General features: G+C 37.6%; 22 protein-coding genes, 1 tRNA gene, 1 rRNA gene, 1 other RNA gene, 1 pseudogene and 1 other annotated feature. Of the genes and pseudogenes, 21 read left to right on the top strand and 5 right to left on the bottom strand.

The window, feature by feature from the left end; translation table 11 throughout:
* Positions 1-100 precede the first annotated feature (100 nt).
* The 3 genes from pdxS to serS all read left to right on the top strand — a co-directional run bounded on the left by pdxS (position 101) and on the right by serS (position 3,167).
* Positions 101-985, top strand: coding sequence for a pyridoxal 5'-phosphate synthase lyase subunit PdxS (pdxS, locus tag BFJ97_RS22345; RefSeq protein WP_068986813.1), 885 nt, complete (start codon positions 101-103; stop codon positions 983-985).
* A 1-nt stretch (position 986) separates the two neighbouring features.
* Positions 987-1,550: a pyridoxal 5'-phosphate synthase glutaminase subunit PdxT gene (pdxT, locus tag BFJ97_RS22340; RefSeq protein WP_068986812.1), complete on the top strand. Its 564-nt coding sequence runs from the start codon at positions 987-989 to the stop codon at positions 1,548-1,550.
* A 49-nt stretch (positions 1,551-1,599) separates the two neighbouring features.
* Positions 1,600-1,816, top strand: a binding site (T-box leader).
* A 70-nt stretch (positions 1,817-1,886) separates the two neighbouring features.
* A complete protein-coding gene (gene serS, locus BFJ97_RS22335) occupies positions 1,887-3,167 on the top strand; it encodes a serine--tRNA ligase (RefSeq protein WP_068986811.1) in 1,281 nt (426 codons plus the stop codon).
* Between the two features lie 79 nt (positions 3,168-3,246).
* On the opposite strand, the gene tadA is transcribed toward serS, so the two are convergent.
* Positions 3,247-3,765: a tRNA adenosine(34) deaminase TadA gene (tadA, locus tag BFJ97_RS22330; RefSeq protein ID WP_175401841.1), complete on the bottom strand. Its 519-nt coding sequence runs from the start codon at positions 3,763-3,765 to the stop codon at positions 3,247-3,249.
* Between the two features lie 184 nt (positions 3,766-3,949).
* On the opposite strand from tadA, the gene BFJ97_RS22325 reads away from it, so the two are divergent.
* The 11 genes and pseudogenes from BFJ97_RS22325 to BFJ97_RS22280 all read left to right on the top strand — a co-directional run bounded on the left by BFJ97_RS22325 (position 3,950) and on the right by BFJ97_RS22280 (position 12,443).
* Positions 3,950-4,285: an ArsR/SmtB family transcription factor gene (locus BFJ97_RS22325; RefSeq protein ID WP_068986810.1), complete on the top strand. Its 336-nt coding sequence runs from the start codon at positions 3,950-3,952 to the stop codon at positions 4,283-4,285.
* Positions 4,286-4,305: 20 nt separating this feature from the next.
* Positions 4,306-5,256: a cation diffusion facilitator family transporter gene (locus BFJ97_RS22320; RefSeq protein WP_068986809.1), complete on the top strand. Its 951-nt coding sequence runs from the start codon at positions 4,306-4,308 to the stop codon at positions 5,254-5,256.
* 79 nt (positions 5,257-5,335) lie between these two features.
* Positions 5,336-5,668: a metal-sensitive transcriptional regulator gene (locus BFJ97_RS22315; protein WP_068986808.1), complete on the top strand. Its 333-nt coding sequence runs from the start codon at positions 5,336-5,338 to the stop codon at positions 5,666-5,668.
* A gap of 57 nt (positions 5,669-5,725) precedes the next feature.
* Positions 5,726-5,932, top strand: coding sequence for a copper chaperone CopZ (gene copZ / locus BFJ97_RS22310; RefSeq protein WP_068986807.1), 207 nt, complete (start codon positions 5,726-5,728; stop codon positions 5,930-5,932).
* An 81-nt stretch (positions 5,933-6,013) separates the two neighbouring features.
* Complete coding sequence (locus BFJ97_RS22305) at positions 6,014-8,425, top strand: heavy metal translocating P-type ATPase (protein ID WP_068986806.1); 2,412 nt, start codon at positions 6,014-6,016, stop codon at positions 8,423-8,425.
* Positions 8,426-8,653: 228 nt separating this feature from the next.
* Entirely contained in the window at positions 8,654-9,292 is a 639-nt protein-coding gene (locus tag BFJ97_RS22300; RefSeq protein WP_068986805.1) for a deoxynucleoside kinase, read from the top strand.
* Positions 9,289-9,957 carry a deoxynucleoside kinase gene (locus BFJ97_RS22295; protein ID WP_068986804.1) on the top strand — a complete coding sequence of 223 codons (669 nt, stop codon included), beginning with the start codon at positions 9,289-9,291 and terminating at the stop codon, positions 9,955-9,957. Before BFJ97_RS22300 ends, BFJ97_RS22295 begins: the two co-directional genes overlap by 4 nt.
* 77 nt (positions 9,958-10,034) lie before the next feature.
* Entirely contained in the window at positions 10,035-10,655 is a 621-nt protein-coding gene (locus BFJ97_RS22290; protein ID WP_223556717.1) for a TIGR00730 family Rossman fold protein, read from the top strand.
* A gap of 91 nt (positions 10,656-10,746) precedes the next feature.
* Positions 10,747-11,130: pseudogene (locus BFJ97_RS25865) on the top strand (PAS domain-containing protein); the annotation flags it as partial.
* Positions 11,131-11,175: 45 nt separating this feature from the next.
* Complete coding sequence (locus BFJ97_RS25860; RefSeq protein ID WP_263297618.1) at positions 11,176-11,667, top strand: methyl-accepting chemotaxis protein; 492 nt, start codon at positions 11,176-11,178, stop codon at positions 11,665-11,667.
* A gap of 149 nt (positions 11,668-11,816) precedes the next feature.
* Complete coding sequence (locus BFJ97_RS22280) at positions 11,817-12,443, top strand: RraA family protein (protein WP_068986802.1); 627 nt, start codon at positions 11,817-11,819, stop codon at positions 12,441-12,443.
* 177 nt (positions 12,444-12,620) lie between these two features.
* Here BFJ97_RS22280 and BFJ97_RS22275 read toward each other — a convergent pair whose 3' ends face one another.
* The 4 genes from BFJ97_RS22275 to BFJ97_RS22260 form a co-directional block, all read right to left on the bottom strand.
* Positions 12,621-13,895: a cation:dicarboxylate symporter family transporter gene (locus BFJ97_RS22275; RefSeq protein WP_068986801.1), complete on the bottom strand. Its 1,275-nt coding sequence runs from the start codon at positions 13,893-13,895 to the stop codon at positions 12,621-12,623.
* A gap of 90 nt (positions 13,896-13,985) precedes the next feature.
* Positions 13,986-14,864, bottom strand: coding sequence for a response regulator (locus BFJ97_RS22270; RefSeq protein ID WP_068986800.1), 879 nt, complete (start codon positions 14,862-14,864; stop codon positions 13,986-13,988).
* Positions 14,865-16,127 (bottom strand): ATP-binding protein, encoded by a 1,263-nt coding sequence (locus BFJ97_RS22265; RefSeq protein ID WP_068986799.1) that lies wholly within the window; start codon positions 16,125-16,127, stop codon positions 14,865-14,867.
* A 282-nt stretch (positions 16,128-16,409) separates the two neighbouring features.
* Positions 16,410-16,502, bottom strand: a tRNA-Ser gene (locus tag BFJ97_RS22260).
* Between the two features lie 182 nt (positions 16,503-16,684).
* Between BFJ97_RS22260 and ffs the strand changes: the two genes are divergently transcribed.
* The 7 genes from ffs to BFJ97_RS22225 all read left to right on the top strand — a co-directional run.
* Positions 16,685-16,952, top strand: an RNA gene (gene ffs / locus BFJ97_RS22255) — signal recognition particle sRNA large type.
* Positions 16,953-17,172: 220 nt separating this feature from the next.
* Complete coding sequence (gene dnaX / locus BFJ97_RS22250; protein WP_068986798.1) at positions 17,173-18,960, top strand: DNA polymerase III subunit gamma/tau; 1,788 nt, start codon at positions 17,173-17,175, stop codon at positions 18,958-18,960.
* Between the two features lie 21 nt (positions 18,961-18,981).
* Positions 18,982-19,296 carry a YbaB/EbfC family nucleoid-associated protein gene (locus BFJ97_RS22245; protein ID WP_053593603.1) on the top strand — a complete coding sequence of 105 codons (315 nt, stop codon included), beginning with the start codon at positions 18,982-18,984 and terminating at the stop codon, positions 19,294-19,296.
* An 11-nt stretch (positions 19,297-19,307) separates the two neighbouring features.
* Positions 19,308-19,904, top strand: a complete 597-nt coding sequence (gene recR, locus BFJ97_RS22240) for a recombination mediator RecR (RefSeq protein ID WP_068986797.1) — start codon at positions 19,308-19,310, stop codon at positions 19,902-19,904.
* A gap of 13 nt (positions 19,905-19,917) precedes the next feature.
* A complete protein-coding gene (locus BFJ97_RS22235; protein ID WP_068986796.1) occupies positions 19,918-20,133 on the top strand; it encodes a YaaL family protein in 216 nt (71 codons plus the stop codon).
* A 107-nt stretch (positions 20,134-20,240) separates the two neighbouring features.
* On the top strand, positions 20,241-20,513 hold the full coding sequence (locus BFJ97_RS22230) for a pro-sigmaK processing inhibitor BofA family protein (RefSeq protein ID WP_068986795.1): 273 nt from the start codon (positions 20,241-20,243) through the stop codon (positions 20,511-20,513).
* A gap of 288 nt (positions 20,514-20,801) precedes the next feature.
* A 16S ribosomal RNA gene (locus BFJ97_RS22225) occupies positions 20,802-20,875 on the top strand; the annotation flags it as partial.

Below are 20,875 nucleotides of genomic sequence, written 5' to 3'. Positions count from 1 at the left end.
TCAATCCTCCTGACCTTATAATTATTTTGTAAACTGGATATTTTTATATGGTCAATTTCTATTATACTAAATTTCATCATACAGGTGGAGGTTAGAAATCATGAAACAAACAGGTACAGAGTTAGTAAAACGTGGGATGGCGGAAATGCAAAAGGGTGGCGTCATTATGGATGTTATTAATGCAGAGCAGGCGAAAATTGCGGAAGCGGCAGGGGCTGTAGCTGTCATGGCATTAGAACGAGTACCATCAGATATTCGCAAGGCGGGTGGAGTTGCACGTATGGCTGATCCTCGTATTGTTGAGGAGGTAATGGGGGCTGTATCTATTCCGGTAATGGCTAAAGCGCGTATTGGACATATTGTTGAAGCAAGAGTTTTAGAAGCAATGGGTGTCGATTATATTGATGAAAGTGAAGTATTAACTCCAGCAGATGAAGAGTTTCATTTATTAAAAAGTGATTACACAGTGCCATTTGTTTGTGGTTGTCGCGATTTAGGAGAAGCGGCTCGACGCATTGGTGAGGGAGCTTCCATGTTACGAACTAAAGGTGAACCAGGTACGGGGAATATTGTAGAGGCTGTTCGCCATATTCGCAAAGTGAATGCGCAAGTACGTAAGGTTGTTGGCATGACAGAGGACGAATTAATGACAGAGGCTAAATTACTTGGTGCTCCTTTTGAATTATTAAGAGAAATTAAGCGTCTTGGCCGTTTACCAGTAGTGAATTTTGCAGCAGGTGGAGTTGCTACGCCAGCTGATGCGGCATTAATGATGGAACTTGGAGCGGACGGTGTATTCGTTGGTTCTGGTATTTTTAAATCAGAAAACCCAGAGAAATTTGCTCGTGCAATTGTAGAGGCCACTACGCATTATAAGGATTACAAGTTAATTGCTGAAATTTCAAAAGAACTTGGTGTTCCAATGAAAGGCATTGATATTGCACAGCTTAGTCAAAATGAGCGTATGCAAGAGCGAGGCTGGTAAGATGAAGCGAATCGGTGTTTTAGCCTTACAGGGAGCGGTACGAGAGCATGTGCAAATGTTAGAGTCACTTGGATGCGAAGCGGTCTTAATAAAACAAAGTGCTGATTTAGAGAAGCTTGATGGACTTGTCTTGCCTGGTGGAGAAAGCACAACGATGCGGAAATTGCTGAATCGCTATGAGCTATTAGAGCCAATCCGCACACTTGCAAAGCAAGGTTTACCGATGTTTGGAACATGTGCAGGATTGATTTTATTGGCAAAGGAATTAGTGGATTATGAGTCACATTTAGCTGTAATGGATGTGGTAGTTGCACGAAATTCTTATGGTCGTCAGGTAGATAGCTTTGAAGTGAAACTCGACATACCTGAAATAGGTGAAGCAATTCCGGCTGTCTTTATCCGTGCGCCGCATATTGTTTCTGTAGGTGAAGGTGTTGAAGTATTAGCAGCGCATGACGGGAAAATCGTGTTAGCAAAGGACAATCATTTATTAGGCTGCTCCTTCCATCCTGAATTAACGTCAGATGCACGTATTCTTGAATATTTTGTATCTTCTATGGTATGACTTGCAAAATCTTAATTCATATAGTACAGTATGGATAAAATTTAAATAACTGAACACGATGATGGGAAGTAGTAGCAAGCACGTTTTTTTTAGAGAGTCAGCGGGTGGTGGAAGCTGATAAAAGCACTTGTGAATCCGTCCTGGAGTTGCGCAGTCGAAGTTAATGAAGTAGGCTGTCGCCGGCTGAAATGCCGTTATGAAATAAGTGGATTAGGCAAATTGTCTAGTCAATTAGGGTGGCAACGCGGGTAGCTCTCGTCCCTTTTGGGGGATGAGGGCTTTTTTTGTGTTCTACTAAATATTTCCCATCATTAACAATCTACTGGAGGTATGACGATGTTAGATATTAAACGCGTGCGCGACAATTTCGCGGAAATTAAAGAAATGCTGTTAACACGTAATGAGGATTTAGGAAACTTAGACGATTTTGAAGAATTAGATGCAAAGCGTCGTGAATTAATTGCAAAAACAGAAGAGCTTAAAGCTGAACGTAATAAAGTATCTGAGCAAATTTCTGTTATGAAACGTAACAAAGAAAATGCGGATGAAGTCATTGCGCGTATGCGTCAGGTTGGCGATGAAATTAAAGAGTTAGATGTCCAATTAAATGAGGTAGAAGAACGCTTTAAAGATATGATGATGCGTTTACCAAACGTTCCACATGAATCTGTACCAGTTGGCACAACAGAGGACGATAATGTAGAGGAATATACTTGGGGTGAGGTACCAACATTTGATTTTGACATTAAAGCACACTGGGATCTCGCTACGGACTTACAAATTGTTGACTTTGAACGTGGTGCAAAAGTGACGGGTAGTCGTTTCTTATTCTATCGTGGTCTTGGTGCTCGTTTAGAACGTGCATTAATGACGTTTATGATGGACTTACATGCAGAAGAGCATGGCTATGAAGAAATGCTACCACCTGTAATTGTCAATCGCGATAGCTTAACAGGTACAGGGCAACTGCCTAAATTTGAAGAAGATGTCTTTAAATTAGATGACACAGATTATTTCATGATTCCAACAGCAGAGGTACCTGTGACAAACTTCTATCGTGATGAAATTTTACCTGCCGAAGCATTACCACAAGGCTTTGCAGCATATAGTGCTTGCTTCCGTTCAGAGGCAGGATCTGCGGGTCGCGATACACGTGGTTTAATTCGTCAACATCAATTCAACAAAGTAGAATTAGTACGATTTGTAAAACCAGAAGAATCTTATGAACAGCTAGAACTATTAACAGGTCATGCTGAAAAAGTACTGCAATTATTAGGGTTACCATACCGTAAACTAAAAATGTGTACAGCTGATTTAGGATTTACTGCAGCGAAGAAATATGATTTAGAGGTTTGGATTCCGGCGCAAAACATGTACCGTGAAATTTCTTCTTGTTCTAACTTCGAAGATTTCCAAGCACGTCGAGCAAATATTCGCTTCCGCCGTGAGCCAAATGCAAAGCCAGAGTATGTACACACATTAAACGGCTCAGGTCTTGCAATTGGCCGTACAGTAGCAGCAATCCTAGAAAACTATCAACAAGCAGATGGAAGCGTAGTGATTCCTGAAGTATTAAGACCATATATGGGCGGAAAAGAAGTAATTGCTCCAAAGTAATCGGAGTAAATAAATGGAAAAACTACTGTTGACATTTCAACAGTAGTTTTTCTTTTTAACCAATAGCGTGAAGTTTTTATTAAAAATTTTCATTTTCAATAATTAGAGCTTGTCGCGCTTTTTTCTCGGCCTTTTTTCGTTCGCGTAATGCTCGGAAAAAATCGGTTAAGATTTGTCCACATTCCCCAGCTAAAATTCCTTCTGTTACTTCACATTCATGGTTAAAGCGTGCATCGTTTAATAAACGATATAGTGAATCTACACAACCAGCTTTTATATCTCTTGCACCATATACAACACGTGGCACACGAGATTGTAAAATGGCACCTGCACACATAGGGCAAGGTTCAAGCGTCACATAAAGTGTTGTTTTTTCAAGACGCCAGCTACCTATTTTTTTACAAGCCTCTTGAATAACCATTAGTTCAGCGTGCGTCGTCGCGTTTTGTGTTGTTTCTCGTAAATTATGAGCACGAGCAATAATCTCTCCATCGTAGACAAGCACAGCTCCTATCGGTACTTCCCCAAGTAAAGCTGCTTTCTTAGCTTCTTCCAGTGCACTGTTCATAAACAATCGGTCTGTTTCAAAAATATCCACTATGATCTCTCCTTATCATTTAGTGTATCCTGCTTAATTGACAATTGCTACTGTCAATTAAGTCTCGGCAACATCTCCTCCGTATTATGTGAGAAGTTAAAACGTTGACATATTCAAAACAACCATCTATATTTATATATGAATACATGCTCATATATAAATATAAAAGTTAGGGGTAAGCTAAATGGACGAAAAATTACAAAGTATAGAGGTTCATAATAACAAAGAACAACATTTAGACGAAGAGACACTATTCGTCGTGTCTCAAACATTTAAAGCTTTAAGTGATCCGACAAGAATTCGCATTTTGAATTTATTATGTACGGATGAGCATTCAGTCAACGACATCGCTGAAATTTTAGATTTAGGCCAATCAACAGTTTCACATCAGTTACGTTTTTTAAAAAATTTACGGTTAGTGAAATATAGAAGGGAAGGCACAACCTTATATTATTCAACAGATGATGATCACATTATGAATTTGTTAATGCAAGCTATTGAGCATGCTACACATAACTAGAACTAATGGGGGGATGAGAAATGGGACATAATCATGATCACAGCCATGACCATACACATGGCGCAAATAAAAAGGTGTTAATCTTATCATTCATTATTATTACGAGTTATATGGTTGTGGAAGCAATTGGTGGCTATTTAACAAATAGTTTGGCTCTTTTATCCGATGCAGGACATATGTTAAGTGACTCCATTTCTTTAGCAATTGCTTTGCTTGCTTTTATGTTTGGAGAAAAGGCTGCAAACTATAGTAAAACATATGGATATAAACGATTTGAAATTTTAGCTGCAGTTTTAAATGGTGTGACATTAATTTTTATTGCTTTGTTTATTTTCTATGAAGCAATAGAACGTTTTGCAAATCCACCAGAAGTGGCAACTACAGGTATGCTAGTAATAAGTACGATAGGTCTTTTAATAAATATTTTGGTAGCTTGGATTATGATGCGTGGTAGTGATACAAAAGATAATTTAAATATGCGAGGTGCCTTTTTACACGTATTAAGCGATATGCTTGGATCGGTAGGGGCCATTGTTGCCGCACTGTTAATAATGTTTTTTGGCTGGGGCTGGGCTGATCCACTCGCGAGTGTTATTGTTGCAGCATTAGTATTAAGAAGCGGCTACTATGTAACGAAGGCTGCTGTCCATGTTCTCATGGAAGGCACACCTTCAAACGTTGACGTTGAAGAAATCGTACAAACTATTGTACAAACAAATGGTGTTCATAGCATTCATGATTTACACATTTGGACAATAACAAGTGGAACAAATGCACTTTCTTGTCATGCCGTTGTCGATGATCAGCTAAAAATTGCGGATGGTGAGCATATATTACGTGAAATTGAACATAATCTTGAGCATAAGGGCATAAAGCATGTAACGATTCAGTTGGAAACAGTAGCACATAAGCATGATCAATCCATTTTATGTACAATAAAAACTGAGCAGTCGAATCACCATCATCATTAATAAATATATTTAGTTCTTTTTACACTTCACATACCCTTCGTGGGTATAGTATGATGAGTGTGAGTAGGAGGTGTATTGTATGGAGGATATAGTGAAAAAGGATGTTTGTCATACAGAGGAAGGTATGTCGTGTCGAAAAAGCCATCATCCTGAACGCGTAAAAAAAGATTTAACGACTCGTTTAAATCGAATCGAAGGTCAAATCCGAGGCATTAAAGGGATGATTGACAAAGATGTTTACTGCGATGATATTATTACGCAACTGTCTGCCACACAGTCTGCTTTAAATAGTGTAGCAAAAATATTATTAGAAGGTCATTTAAAGGGATGTGTAGTAGATCGCTTATCAGAAGGTGATGAAGCAGTGTTAGATGAATTAGTAGTGACCATTCAAAAGTTAATGAAGAAATAAAAGTTTTTTTCATGAAAATATACCCCTATATAGTATGAAATTAAAGGAGAGATATTTATGCAAAACGTAACTTTAAACGTACAAGGAATGTCATGTGGACATTGTGTAAACTCAGTGGAAAAAAGTGTTGGAGCTTTAGCAGGCGTTGAACAAGTAAAAGTAAACTTAGCTGACGGTTTAGTAGATGTAGCATTTGATGAAACACAAGTATCTCTAGATCAAATTAAAGAAACAATCGACGATCAAGGCTATGACGTTAAATAATATAGATAGGGTGCTCAAGTAGCACTCTATTATTTTCAATTACACATACCCCCTGTTGGTATGTAGGGAGGAGAAATAATCATGAGTTCAGAAATAAAGGAAGCGAATTTGCAAATTACAGGTATGACATGTGCGGCCTGTGCAACTCGTATAGAAAAAGGTTTAAATAAAATGGATGGTGTAGAACAAGCGACGGTTAATTTAGCTCTTGAAAAATCGTCCATTAAATACGATCCGGCAAAACTAAATGAAGAAGACTTTGAAAAGAAAATTGAAGCACTTGGTTATGGTGTCGTTAAACAAAAAACGGAATTCAATATTACAGGTATGACATGTGCGGCCTGCGCAACACGGATAGAAAAGGGTTTAAATAAATTAGCAGGTGTATCCTCTGCGAACGTAAACTTAGCGCTGGAAAAAGCAACTATAGAGTTTAACCCATCTGAAGTGACGATTGCAGATATTATTGCGAAGGTTGAAAAATTAGGATATGAAGCGCATCAAAAAGCAGATGAGCAAGAGACAGTAGATCATCGAGAACTAGCCATCAAACAACAGCAACATAAATTTATTTTATCGGCCATTCTTTCATTACCACTACTTTGGACGATGGTAGGACACTTTTCTTTTACATCATTTTTATATGTTCCAGAATTTTTAATGAATCCGTGGGTGCAAATGGTGCTGGCCACTCCTGTTCAATTTATCATTGGAAAACAATTTTATATTGGCGCCTATAAAGCTTTGCGTAATGGTAGTGCCAATATGGATGTACTTGTCGTAATGGGCACATCTGCTGCTTATTTTTATAGTTTGTATCAAGCTATTGTAACTGCAGGATCACATCATAGCCCTCACCTTTATTTTGAAACAAGTGCAGTATTAATTACTTTAATTTTATTAGGTAAATTATTTGAGGCAAAAGCAAAAGGCCGCTCGTCAGAAGCTATTAAAAAATTAATGGGACTTCAAGCGAAAACGGCGGTCGTTATTCGAGACGGTGTTGAGAAAGAAGTACCATTAGAAGAAGTAGCTATTGGGAATATTATTTTAGTAAAACCAGGTGAAAAAATTCCAGTTGATGGTGAAGTATTAGAAGGAACAACAGCTGTTGATGAATCAATGTTAACTGGAGAAAGTTTACCAGTTGATAAAAAGCAGGGTGACCTATTATTCGGTTCAACTATTAATAAAAATGGTTTTATTAAAATGACAGCAACTAAAGTTGGTCGCGATACAGCATTAGCTCAAATTATTAAAGTTGTAGAAGATGCACAAGGCTCAAAAGCACCGATTCAACGCTTGGCAGACCAAATTTCAGGTATATTTGTACCCATTGTTGTAGGCATTGCTGTTGTCACATTTTTAGTTTGGATTATTTGGGTGCAACCAGGTGAGTTTACGCCAGCACTTGAAGTATTAATTGCAGTTCTTGTGATCGCATGTCCATGTGCGCTTGGTTTAGCAACACCAACATCTATTATGGCGGGCTCTGGTCGTGCGGCGGAATTTGGTATTTTATTTAAAGGTGGAGAGCATTTAGAGCAAACTCAAAGCATTGACACAGTGGTTGTTGATAAAACAGGTACAGTAACACATGGCAAACCTGTCTTAACGGATATCGTACTAACAGCAAATCAAGACGAAGTACGCTTTTTATCGTTAATTGGTGCAGCGGAGAAGCAATCCGAACATCCGTTAGCAGAAGCTATTGTTCAAGGCATTGCTGATCGTGGCGTTGAACTAGGAGATGGTCAATTCTTTGAAGCGATACCAGGTTACGGTGTGCAAGCGACTGTCTCTGGTCAAGGGGTTATAATCGGTACACGTAAATTGATGCATCAATATGGGATTCATATTGATGACATTCTACCAACAATGGAGCAATTAGAGAAAAACGGCAAAACCGCGATGTTAGCTGCTATTAACGGTCAGTATGCGGGTCTAGTAGCAGTTGCTGATACAGTTAAAGATACTTCAAAAGAGGCAGTTCATCGTCTACAAGAAATGGGTATTACTGTGATTATGATGACTGGTGATAATGAACGTACAGCACAAGCAATCGGAACAGAAGTTGGCGTGAATCATGTGATTGCTGAAGTTCTTCCAGAAGGCAAAGCAGATGAAGTAAAAAAACTGCAAGCTACGGGTAAAAAAGTGGCGATGGTTGGTGATGGCATTAATGATGCACCCGCACTTGCGACAGCTAATATTGGGATGGCAATCGGTACCGGTACCGACGTTGCAATGGAGGCAGCAGATATTACGCTAATTCGTGGTGATTTAAACAGTATTGCAGATGCCATCATTATGAGTCGTAAAACAATGCGTAACATTAAACAAAACTTATTCTGGGCATTTGCTTACAATACATTAGGTATTCCGATTGCTGCATTTGGACTGTTAGCTCCTTGGGTAGCGGGTGCAGCGATGGCGTTTAGTTCGGTATCTGTCGTTTTAAATGCACTGCGTTTACAGCGAGTTAAATTATAAGGGTAACAATAGATCCACTTTTGTGGGTCTATTTTTTATTTTCTTTTAGTGGGTATAAAGCATCCGCTGAAATAGAGGAACTCAGGCTTAGAACTTCACATCCTGATTGTCGTTTTTTGTCATCTATTTTAATAGAGAACTAGCTTGATTCTGTTTTTCATTTTCTCACTATGATACAATGAAAAATACTGACTATAGAATCCATAGAACATAAAGGAGGAGCTTCTGGTGACGATTCCATTTGTTACGGTAGAAGGTCCGATTGGTGTTGGTAAAACCTCTTTATCGAAAGAGATTGCAACGACATTTAATTACCATCTATTAAAAGAAATAGTAGACGAAAACCCTTTTTTAAATAAGTTTTATGAGAACATTGAGGAATGGAGCTTCCAAACAGAAATGTTCTTCCTATGTAATCGCTATAAACAATTATCAGATATTAAAAAATTCCGTTTGACACATGAAAAACCTGTTGTAGCGGACTACCATATTTTTAAAAATTTAATATTTGCCAAGCGTACATTGTTATCAACTGAGTACGATAAATACGAAGAAATTTATAAAATATTAACGAAAGATATGCCTGTTCCAAATGTTGTTATTTATTTACATGCCAGTGTGGATACGTTAATGAAACGTATTGCAATGCGTGGTCGTGAATTTGAAAAAATGATTTCAAGAGATTACATGGAACAACTTGTGGCAGATTATCATACCTTTATCGAGCATTTTGAGAAAATGCATCCCGAAATTCCTGTTATTCGATTTAATGGTGATCAGCTTGATTTTGTTAAAAATCCAGATGATTTGAAATATGTTTTACAAACAATAAAGGATACGTTACAACAAAGGAGCTTGCAGCAATGAATTTGAGAGAGAAATACGATATTCCTCCACAAACAGTCATTACAATCGCTGGTACGGTTGGTGTAGGAAAATCAACGATGACAAAGGCGCTAGCAGAGGCGTTAAACTTTCGTACGTCATTTGAAAAGGTAGATACCAATCCATACTTAGATAAGTTTTACGAGGACTTTGAAAAATGGAGCTTCCATTTACAGGTGTATTTTTTAGCGGAGCGTTTTAAGGAGCAGAAGCGTATCTTCGAGTATGGCGGTGGGTTTATTCAAGATCGTTCAATTTACGAAGATACAGGAATTTTTGCAAAAATGCACTATGACAAAGGTACAATGAGCCCAACAGATTACGAGACTTATACAAATTTATTTGATGCTATGGTGATGACGCCATATTTCCCGCATCCAGATTTACTTGTTTATTTAGAGGGACCAATTGATTCTGTTATTGGACGTATTCAAGAGCGTGGTCGTGCGATGGAGCAACAAACACCGAATGATTATTGGATTGAAATGCATGATCGTTATGAGAATTGGATTAATAACTTTAATTCATGCCCAGTTCTACGTTTAGATATTAATGATTATGATTTATTAAAAAATCCTGAAGCAATTGAAGCAATTGTGAGCCGCATCAGTCATATGTTAAAACAAACAAGTCATTTACGTAAATAGGAAATAAACGATGCTTAAATTTTAATGTATAGTAAGGAAAACATTGCGTTCTGACCGAACGCGAAGTGGCAAAGCAATTGAAGAAAATAAATAATCAAAAAGACGTGAGACAATATGTAGCTTATTGTGTCACGTCTTTTGAAATAGGAGGGATTACTATAAGAATAGCGGTGTATTGCGGTTCTGGGTTAGGCATAAACCGAATTTATGCAGATAAGGCGGCCGAGTTAGGGACTGTATTAGCTCAAAATGGTCATGGTGTAGTTTATGGTGGTTCGAAAACAGGACTAATGGGAAAAGTAGCAGACGCAGTATTAGCAGCTGGCGGAGAGGTTATTGGCGTAATGCCAACGCATTTACAGAAGCGGGAATTAGCGCATGCCTCTTTAACAGAAATTCATTTTGTTGAGTCTATGCATGTACGTAAAGCAAAAATGATAGAGTTAGCAGATGCCTTTATAGCCCTACCTGGGGGTGGCGGGACAATGGATGAATATTTTGAAGTGTTTACGTGGGCACAAATTGGACTACATGAAAAGCCAATAATTTTATATAATGTAAATAGTTTTTATGATGCGCTTCTACAACAATTTCAAAAAATGCTTGAGGAAGGCTTTATACGTGCTGAACAAAAATCAATTATTCATGTAGCTACTACATCGCAAGAAGTATTACATTTTTTAAAAAAACATGGGTAATGTGCCCATGTTTTTTTGTAATAAATAATTTTTTTAAGTGCTGTTGATGTAAAATAATTTATTTTTCAGTGAAATTTTAGGAGAGAGTTGGATGTGGGTTATGCAGAAAATATTAGATACACAAGTTACGGACGATCTAGTAGTGCAGGCAATTGAGCGAAATATAGCCATTATCCGTTTTGACATGGAGCGTAAAGTTGCCTATGTAAATGAGCGTTTTGCTAAAGCTTTAGGTTATAAGATGGAAGAAATGATAGGGAAAGATCATAAAGATTTTTGTTTACCGGAATTTGCGAATAGCATAAACTACGAAAAATTTTGGCGCAACTTAGCTGCTGGTAATAGCTATCAGGATAAAATCGAGAGAATGGATGCAAGCGGAAATAAGGTTTGGCTTGAGGCTACCTATATGCCTGTCTTTGCTAATAATTCAAGAAAGGTTATTGGCGTATCGAAAATTGCAACTAATATTACTGAACGCCAAAATGAAATTGTTCATGTAGCTGATACATTAAAGGTCATGTCTAAAGAGCTTCATAGCCGATCAGAGGCTGGTATTCAAAATTGTGAGGATTTACTGGAAACAGTCAAAGAGGTTTCACAAGAGTCAGTCGATAATGTTAAAAATCTTGCGCAGCTACAGAAGCAAGCTGAATCCATTAAAGGTATTGTGAAAACCATTCAAGAAATCGCGTCTCAGACAAATTTACTTGCTTTAAATGCAGCTATTGAAGCAGCAAGAGCAGGTGAGTATGGCCGAGGCTTTGATGTGGTAGCAAAAGAGGTTAGAAAACTATCTGTAAGGGTGGAGCAATCTATTTCAGAAGTAAAAAGTAATGTTGAGGGCATAGAGCGAGAGATTGGACAAGTCACGGAAAATATTACACGTATCACTGAAAAAGTTGAAAAAACAAATGGGCAAATTAATGTTACAACAAATGATTTTGCTGAAATTGCAACTGCAGCAGAGGCATTAGATAAACAATCCAAGCAATTTATTGAAATTATTTAATGTAATTTGATGGAGTTGTTCAAATCCCGAACAATAACATGATTGAATGTTTTATTTACATAATTTTCTGATATATATTGAAATAGCAGATGAATTTTATTTACAATAATTGTGTAAGGCTTTCATAAATCATAATAGGGGTGTTATAGATGACGAAGGTGGAAGTAAGTTTTAAGCATTTGCCAACGACTGCGATTTCAGATGCGACAGGGGGACATACAAATTTACGCAGTGATATTAAACCGTTAGCAGATCATTTTAAAATTACTGGGCGTGCGGTAACGGTGCGTTTACCAGATGGCGAAAATGGTGCGGTACTGGAAGCCATTCGAGCTGCTAAGGAAGGTGATATTCTAGTCATTGATGCGAAAGGGAATACCAATCGTGCGGTTGCCGGAGATTTTGTTCTTTCATTAGCGAAGGGGATTGGTGTACAGGGCGTTGTCGTAGATGGTGTTATTCGTGACATGGCAGCGATTCGTGAGCTAGATTTTCCTGTCTTTTCTTTGGGCACTACGGTAGCGGCTGGCAATAAAAACGGTGGTGGGAAAGTAAATGTTCCGATTGCTATTGGAGGCGTTACTGTTCGTCCAGGCGATTATATTATTGGGGATGTGGACGGTGTCATTGTCGTGCCAAAGGAAGATGCAGAGCATATTGTTGCAGCTGCTGAGGCAAAAGTTAAAAAGGATGAAATACGTGCACAAGAAGCACATGAAAATGGAAAAGAATCAATTATTGCTTATTTAGATAAAGTTTTAGCTTCTTTCAGCTAATGCCTTTTGTACCGAAAGTGTAGCGACAAGTACAGAAGTTTCCCACCTCTATAAGTGGTGAGATGGATGTGGTTAAGCTACTTTTCAGCAGGTTTCCAACCATCCGCTGGAGGCATAATTGATTAAAATAAAAAAACCTCACGATGCCATCCATACATCGTGAGGTTTTTTTAATTTTTATGCTAACTTTTCATTATCTTTAAAGTAATTTTTCATTTTTTCTGCATCGAAACGACCTTCCCATTTCGCCATTACTAATGCAGCAAGTGAGTTACCAATTACGTTAACGACTGTACGTCCCATATCAAGGATACGGTCGATACCTGCGATGAATGCTAAACCTTCAACTGGAATGCCGACAGTACCTAAAGTTGCTAAAAGTACAACGAAGGATACTCCTGGAACACCTGCAATCCCTTTAGATGTAACCATTAATACAAGCATTAACGTAATTTGTTCACTAATGCTTAGGTGAATACCGTACATTTGAGCAATAAATAACGCAGCAATAGCTTGGTACAGTGTTGAACCATCTAAGTTAAAGGAGTAACCAGTTGGAATAACAAAGGATACGATATCCTTTGGAGCACCTAATTTCTCCATTTTTAGCATGATTCGTGGTAACACTGCCTCAGAACTAGCTGTTGAGAACGCTAAAATTAGCTCATCTTTTAGTACTTTAATTAAAAAGATAATGCTGATACCCGTGAATCTTGCTACAAGACCAAGAACGACAAAGATGAAGAATATCATTGTTGCATAAACAAGTAGAGCAAGTTTACCAAGTGGTATTAGTGAAGCAAATCCATATTTGGAAACGGTTACACCGATTAAACCAAATACCCCGATCGGAGCGAATTTCATTACGAGGTTAGTTACCCAGAACATAGCATCTGCTACCCCATTAAAGAAATCTAATACTGGTTTACCTCGATCACCAATAGCGGCAACCCCTAAACCGAAAATAACAGAGAAGAAAATGATCGCAAGCATATTACCTTCAGCCATTGCCTGAACGATATTTGTCGGTACAATGCTTACAAGAATATCAAATGGACCTTCGTGCTTTACTTCCTCTGTAGTTGCAACGTAACCCGAAATATCTCCTTTAGAGAGCTCTTCCATGTTCACACCAGCGCCTGGCTGGAAGATGTTTGCGGAAAGTAAACCAACTACAATTGCTACTGTTGTAATGATTTCAAAGTAAAGAAGTGATTTCCCACCTAATCGTCCAAGCTTTTTCATGTCACCAGTTCCAGCAACACCAACGATTAGAGTCGAAATAATAATCGGTACAACAATCATCTTAATTAGATGAAGGAAAATATCCCCTAAAGGTTGTAAATATGTTTCAATTTTGGGGTTTCCGTAAAAGATACCGCCAACAATAATCCCTAAAGTCAAACCAATCAAAATTTGAGTGGCTAAACTGATTTTAAATTTCTTTTTCAAACCCTTTGTACCCCCTAGTATTAAATTTTTAGGACTTGCCTTACTTTAATAATACGGAGGACTTATGAAATCCGACAAAATCCGAGAAAATTAATTTAATTTTGTTAAAATGTCTGAATATAATACCTGAATAAATTTCTTAATGTTAACCTTTGCCTTGCGATTTTCATGGTCTTCTATTTGAGTCATAAGTTGACGAATCTCTTTAAAGTCAAAGTATCGAGGTGCATAATATTCGAATTCAGAGTTTGTATAATCAACGACCCCTAAATTAGCGAGATTTATCATTGCCGCTAAAATAGTACGACGCACACGCTGTTCAATGGCTTTACTTTCCTTCAAAATTTCGTCTGGAGTAGGCTTTGTAACAGCCGCTATTTCCTCATATAGCTCCTTTAGCGGAGGAAGTGGTGCGATTTTGTGCTGATGAGCAAGTAATGTTTCGATGATGGCTATAATATCCTCACTTCCGATTTCACCAACGATACCCATATCGTTTAAGATGGATTGAATATGATCTCGTGACGTTGCTTTATGATTTATTTGTTCACTTAGATCAATGTTTGTAAGTGATTGGCGAATTACTAGCAATGAGTTTTTTAGGCGAAATTGTTCAGTTGTTTTACGTAAAACATTCTCAACCTCAATACGGTTTATAGGCTTATGAATAAAGAAATCTATACCTTGTTCATATGCCTCACCAACCATCTCCTTATTCACTACCTGAGAAATCATAACAAATTGTCCCTCAAATCGATTTTGAATAAGATGCTCGACCGTTGCTATCCCATCGAGCTTAGGCATAAGTAAGTCGATAAGCACAAACTCTGGCTGTGTCATTAAAATTTGCGGAATAGCGTCCTCGCCATTGCGTGCTTCACCAATAACTGTACCTAAACCACTATCTTCAATTATTTGTTTTAACATGACTCGACTAGCACGATCATCATCAACAATAAAATATCTCATTTAAGTCTCTCCCGTTTGAATAGTTTGCGTAGGAATTGTAATTTTAAACATCGTGTTTTGATTGTTTGATTCAACGGATATTGAGCCATTTAATTTGTTAACTAATTCAGCAACATGTGAAAGCCCAATGCCAGTTGCCGCGACACCGTCCACATTGTATTTCGTGGTGTATCCAGGTTCAAAAATAATTGAGAGGTCACTTTGTGAAATACCCTTTCCGTTATCACATACTGTTATTACAGTATCATCCTGTTGTTGTTGAATAGCAATAGAAATAACACCTTGTCCTTCAATTGCTTCTATAGCATTAGCTGTTAAATTATTCAAAAGTGCAAGCAATGCAATATGTTCTTTCGTTTGAAAATCGGTGTCTATACTTACTTTAAACTCAATATTTTTTTCGAGTAATTCAGCGTATTTACTATTGCCGTCTTCAATATAATGTAATAATTCAGACAACCTAAGGGTGCCAAAACTCTTCTCACCAACAATTTTAGAAATACCTGCATAAATACGTTGTGAATCTTTCTTTACTTCATGAATTTCCTGGGCAATATGGAGTGCCTGTAAACTTTCCTCACGATTGCCCAGTAACTTTAATTGTCTATATAAATCAAATCCACTTGCTGTAATTGTTTCGATGTGGTTCATAGATTTTTTTAAATAAAGTGTCTCAACATATAAATCTGAGCCGATCGTAAGCATTTCCTGTACACGTTTTTTTTGTTCAGCAATTAAAATAGAGCTATAAATACCTACTACAAAAAAGCTACGCAATAAAGCAACTGCTAATAGTATAAGTAAATCATGAAGGAGTAAAAAAGTATAAGAATGAATGAAAAAACGAATTAGCTGTTCTACTAAATTACTGAAGACTTCACTAAATGCAACTAGTAATCCAAGCATTAGTGGTTTTTCTCTATACTGATGAATACTAAGCATTTGTAGGCATATTGCGAACAATACATAAAATGCAGCAGCAGGTAGATGTGTAAGTAAACTATCTATTAAAGGAACATCGTGTAAAGAATAATTAATGGTAACTCGAAAAACTATTGTCACGATACTTGTAATAAATCCAGCCAAAATTATAGGTGTAGGTCTAAGTAGTGTACATAAAAAGAAAATAATACTTCCTAATCCAAAGCGAAAAGTAGTATCAGTGAAAGGCATTATTTTAATCTCACTACCGATTGCAGTTAATAAAGCAATTATGATGATCCAAGTGAGGGAAGTACGAGTTGTAAAAAATTTTGAGTGCATAAAGAAATCCTCCCTAATCAATTTTAATAGAGCGGGATAGTAAAGAAAAGATGTACTAAAAAGCTTGATTATTCGACAATGCTAAGAAAAACACTTTTGAGAACGTGAAATTATATTTTTTTCAACAATAATGCTTAAGAATAGTCTTAACTATCAAATCAATATTTTTCGTAACAAATAAAAAAATACCACAACCTAAGAGGAAGTGGTATCAAAGTAATTTTTACATACAATTTTGGGGCAAAAAAAAACGGCTACATTCGTAGTCGGAATTTTTAAAAATGGAGGAGGTAGAGGGATTCGAACCCCCGCGCGGTGTTACCCGCCTGTCGGTTTTCAAGACCGATCCCTTCAGCCAGACTTGGGTATACCTCCATAATATATAGCACTGCATGTCTTTTCGACAAAACTTAATTTATCATGTTTTTAAATTCACGTCAACATATTTTTATGTTTTTTTAAAAAAAACTTTATTTACATTGAAGATAGATTATTCCATATAAATATTATGTGTATTAAGTTGCAATTTATGAAAACAGTAAGTATACTAGTTATTGCCGTGCTAGGTGGGAAGGTAGCGGTGTCCTGTAACTCGCAATCCGCTCTAGCGAGACTGAATTCCTTTTTCGAGGCTGTCCGTATTGTTTGGTCTGCCTTTTGCACGTAGTGTTGACGATTGGGTCCTGCGCAATGGATACCCATGAACCATGTCAGGTCCGGAAGGAAGCAGCATTAAGTGGTCTTATTCATGTGCCGCGGGGTTGCCTAATCTGAGCTAACGACAAGAGTAACGCTTATGTGCGGCTGTCGAAGAAAGGTGCACGGCATTAAATTGCCAATTCAAACGCATCCGTCTACAATAGACGGGTGCGTTTTTTTTATGTAGTAATTATGCAAAATAATAACTAGCTTAGAACTTTCTACTTCTATTGAAGTAGAGGGAATTACCTTAAATTTGTGAAAAACAGTAACACTATTTCATAAATAATGGGGCAAATGTTATAATGGAAATATTCTAATTAAAAAAGAAGAGGAGAGGAAATCATTGACGTATCAAGCATTTTACCGTGTGTATCGACCGCAATCATTTCGAGAAATGTCTGGCCAAGCACATGTCAAAAGAACGCTACAAAATGCTCTCCTAGCGAATAAAACAACACATGCTTATTTATTTTCAGGGCCACGCGGTACTGGGAAAACAAGTACTGCTAAAATTTTTGCAAAAGCTTTAAACTGTGAGCATGCACCATCAAGCGAACCTTGTAACGAATGTGCTACTTGTTTAAGTATTACAGATGGTTCACACCCAGATGTTATTGAATTTGACGCGGCGTCTAATTCACGCGTTGAAGAAATACGAGACATTATTGAGAAAGTTCGATTTGCTCCTGCAAGTAGCAGATATAAAGTGTATATCATAGATGAAGTGCATATGCTTTCTACGAGCGCTTTCAATGCCCTTTTAAAGACATTAGAAGAACCACCTTCTCACGCTGTATTTATTTTAGCAACGACAGAGCCCCACAAATTGCCTGCAACGATTATTTCACGTTGCCAGCGCTTCGATTTCAAGCGTCTTTCGACCAATGATATTATTGAGCGCATGAAAGTTGTATTAGAGGATATAGAGTTACCATATGAGGAACAGGGTTTGAAGGTGATCGCACAATCAGCAGCTGGTGGTATGCGTGATGCTTTAAGCTTATTAGATCAGGTCGTATCCTTCAGCGGAGAAAAGCTGAAGCTTGAGGATACACTACTTGTTACTGGTTCCATTAGTCAGGATGTTTTCTATGAATTAGCAGAAGCTCTAAAAGTAAAAGATGTTGCGCAAATGCTTGCGTTATTAGAACAGCTTATTGCGGATGGAAAAGATCCTCTTCGCCTTTCGGAGGATTTGATTACATTTTTCCGTGACTTATTATTGCTGCAAACGAGCGATGATTTAGCAGAATTATTAGAGCTCGTATCACCAGAGGAGCGGGTTTTTACATTAGCGCATGATTTTGCGCCCGATCTGCTCTATGGCTACATTGATATTTTAGCGAAAACGCAGCAAGAAATGCGATTCTCTCATCATACAAAGATCTACTTAGAAACCGCACTACTTAAAATGGTACAGTTTTCAGGTGGGATACTTAGTCAAACAATTACTTCAGGTGAAGCTACTATGAGCCCTGAACTTGCTCAAAAAATAGTAGCACTTGAACAAATGGTGCAACAACTGTCAGCACAATTACAAGCTGGTGCGCCGATGCAGACGGCGCAAGCACCAAAAGAGCAACGTCCACGAGCTAAAAGTCCGAATGGCTATAAAGCACCAACAGGGCGTATTCAAGAGGTGCTAAAGGATGCAACCAAACAAGATGTGCAACGTATAAAATCGGTTTGGGCACAGGCGTTAAGTCAAATGCAGAAGTCTCAATCAGCTCTTTTAGCGGAGGCTGAACCTGTAGCGGCATCTTCAAGTGCTTTTGTGTTAAAATTCAAGTATGATATTCATTGTCAAATGGTTGCCGATAATCAATCTCTAAAAGCGCACTTTACACAATTAATTGCAGGGCAAACTGGTGCTATGTATGAAATGCTTTGTACACCTGAAGAAACCTGGTTAAAATTACGTGAAGAATTTGTTCGTGATCATGGCTTGCAGCAGCAGAAAAAATCTCAGTCTGAGGGCAATGATGGAGTGGAATTATTAGAGCCACCACCGGCAGAGATGCCAGAAGAGCCGTTTATCGATGATGCACAACCACTTGCTTCACAAGATCCACTTGTGACAGAAGCGGAAAAGCTGTTTGGTAAAGATTTTATTGAAATTGTTGAAGATTAATCATTTAGGAGGAATACGTTTATGCGTGGAATGGGAAATATGCAAGGTATGATGAAAAAAATGCAAAAAATGCAAAAAGAAATGATGGAAGCTCAAGAGGCCTTAAATGCAGAACAATTTGAAGGTGCTGCTGGCGGCGGTATGGTAAAAGTATCTGTTACTGGTCAACGTGAAATCGTAGAAGTAAATCTTGATCCATCAGTAGTAGATCCAGACGATATCGAAATGCTACAAGATTTAATCGTTGTTGCTGCAAATGAAGCATTGAAAAAAGTAGATGAAAAAACGAATGCAACTATGGGTAAATTCACTCAAGGCATGAACCTTCCATTCTAGGAGGTAAATAAATGTACTACCCAGAACCAATATCGAAACTGATTGATAGTTTTATGAAATTGCCAGGTATCGGGCCGAAAACCGCGGCTCGTCTGGCGTTTTTTGTGTTAACGATGAAAGAGGATGACGTTTTATCTTTTTCAAAAGCATTAATTGATGCTAAACGAAATTTAAGCTACTGCTCTGTGTGTGGCAACATAACTGATATAGATCCATGTCATATTTGTACGGACAAACAACGAGATCATTCTATTATTTGCGTTGTCCAAGATACAAAAGATGTGATTGCGATGGAAAAAATGCGCGATTTCAATGGTATGTATCATGTATTACAGGGAGCTATTTCACCTATGGATGGTATTGGTCCAGAGGATATTAATGTCTCTTCTCTGCTAGTCCGTTTGCATGATGAGACTGTTCAGGAGCTTATTTTAGCTACGAATTCGACTATCGAGGGCGAGGCAACAGCTATGTATATTTCTCGTCTAGTAAAGCCGTCAGGCATTCGAACAACACGTATCGCTCATGGACTACCAGTAGGTGGGGATTTAGAGTATGCAGATGAAGTTACGTTATCGAAGGCAATGGAAGGTCGCCGAGAATTGTGAGTGAGGGATTACTATGTTCTTCCGCAGTAAGGGAAAATTAAAAAAAGAATTCGATGACAAGCTTGTAAATCTTATAAAAGAAACAAAAGAGGATTTACAGCAGGCAAAGATAATTGAAGAATTACTAGATGACTATGATCTAGAAGTAATTGCTCAACGAAAAGCAACTGAGAGTATACATTTTTATTTATTCAAGGAAGCTAGAATTCGAAAAGTATTAATTAAATAATAAGTTAATGCCTCCGGCTGTAATTATGCCGAGGCATAATTGATATTCATAGAAGCAAAACAGGAAACATAAACTTTCGTAATTATATACTTTAAGGGGGAAACCGTGTGTCCGGGTTCGTAATTATGAGTTTTTGTGTGCCTGTAGTGCTTCTTTTTCTTTATATAATAATAAGACATGCTAAAATGGGAAAAATATTAGAAGGAATGTCTGTTTTTTGGTTTAGATTTGCCTTTGCCTTTCTTCTATTATTTATTATTCATTTAGGCGTGGGGTATGCCGGCTATAATGTACCTATTAATCTATTTTCTGTTCTAACAATTGCGATACTAGGTATCCCGGGAGTACTAGGGATAACTGCTTTAATATTTTTCTTATAAAATGCTTGCAATACAAAAATATTGTGGTATAGTAATAAGAGTCGTTAAGATAACTGCTGAAAAACAAATGAATTAAATCAAAGAATTTAGTTGTTGACACATGATTAACGATATGTTATTATATAAAAGTTGCTGTTGCGAAACGGTAACAAAATGAACCTTGAAAACTGAACAAGCAAAACGTAATCAATAAAGTTTTTAGTAGTTAACCTTGAGTTAGTGAACGAAACAAAAATTTGGACATCAAACATGATGCCAGCAAAACAATTTGAGCTAATCAAATTTCTTTTTATGGAGAGTTTGATCCTGGCTCAGGACGAACGCTGGCGGCGTGCCTAATACATGCAAGTCGAGCGAACAGA

Origin of the sequence: Lysinibacillus xylanilyticus, from assembly GCF_001708185.1 — a bacterium.
Taxonomy (GTDB): domain Bacteria; phylum Bacillota; class Bacilli; order Bacillales_A; family Planococcaceae; genus Lysinibacillus; species Lysinibacillus xylanilyticus_A.
Note: the sequence above shows the minus strand (reverse complement) of the source record. Positions and strands in the feature narration are given on the sequence as shown.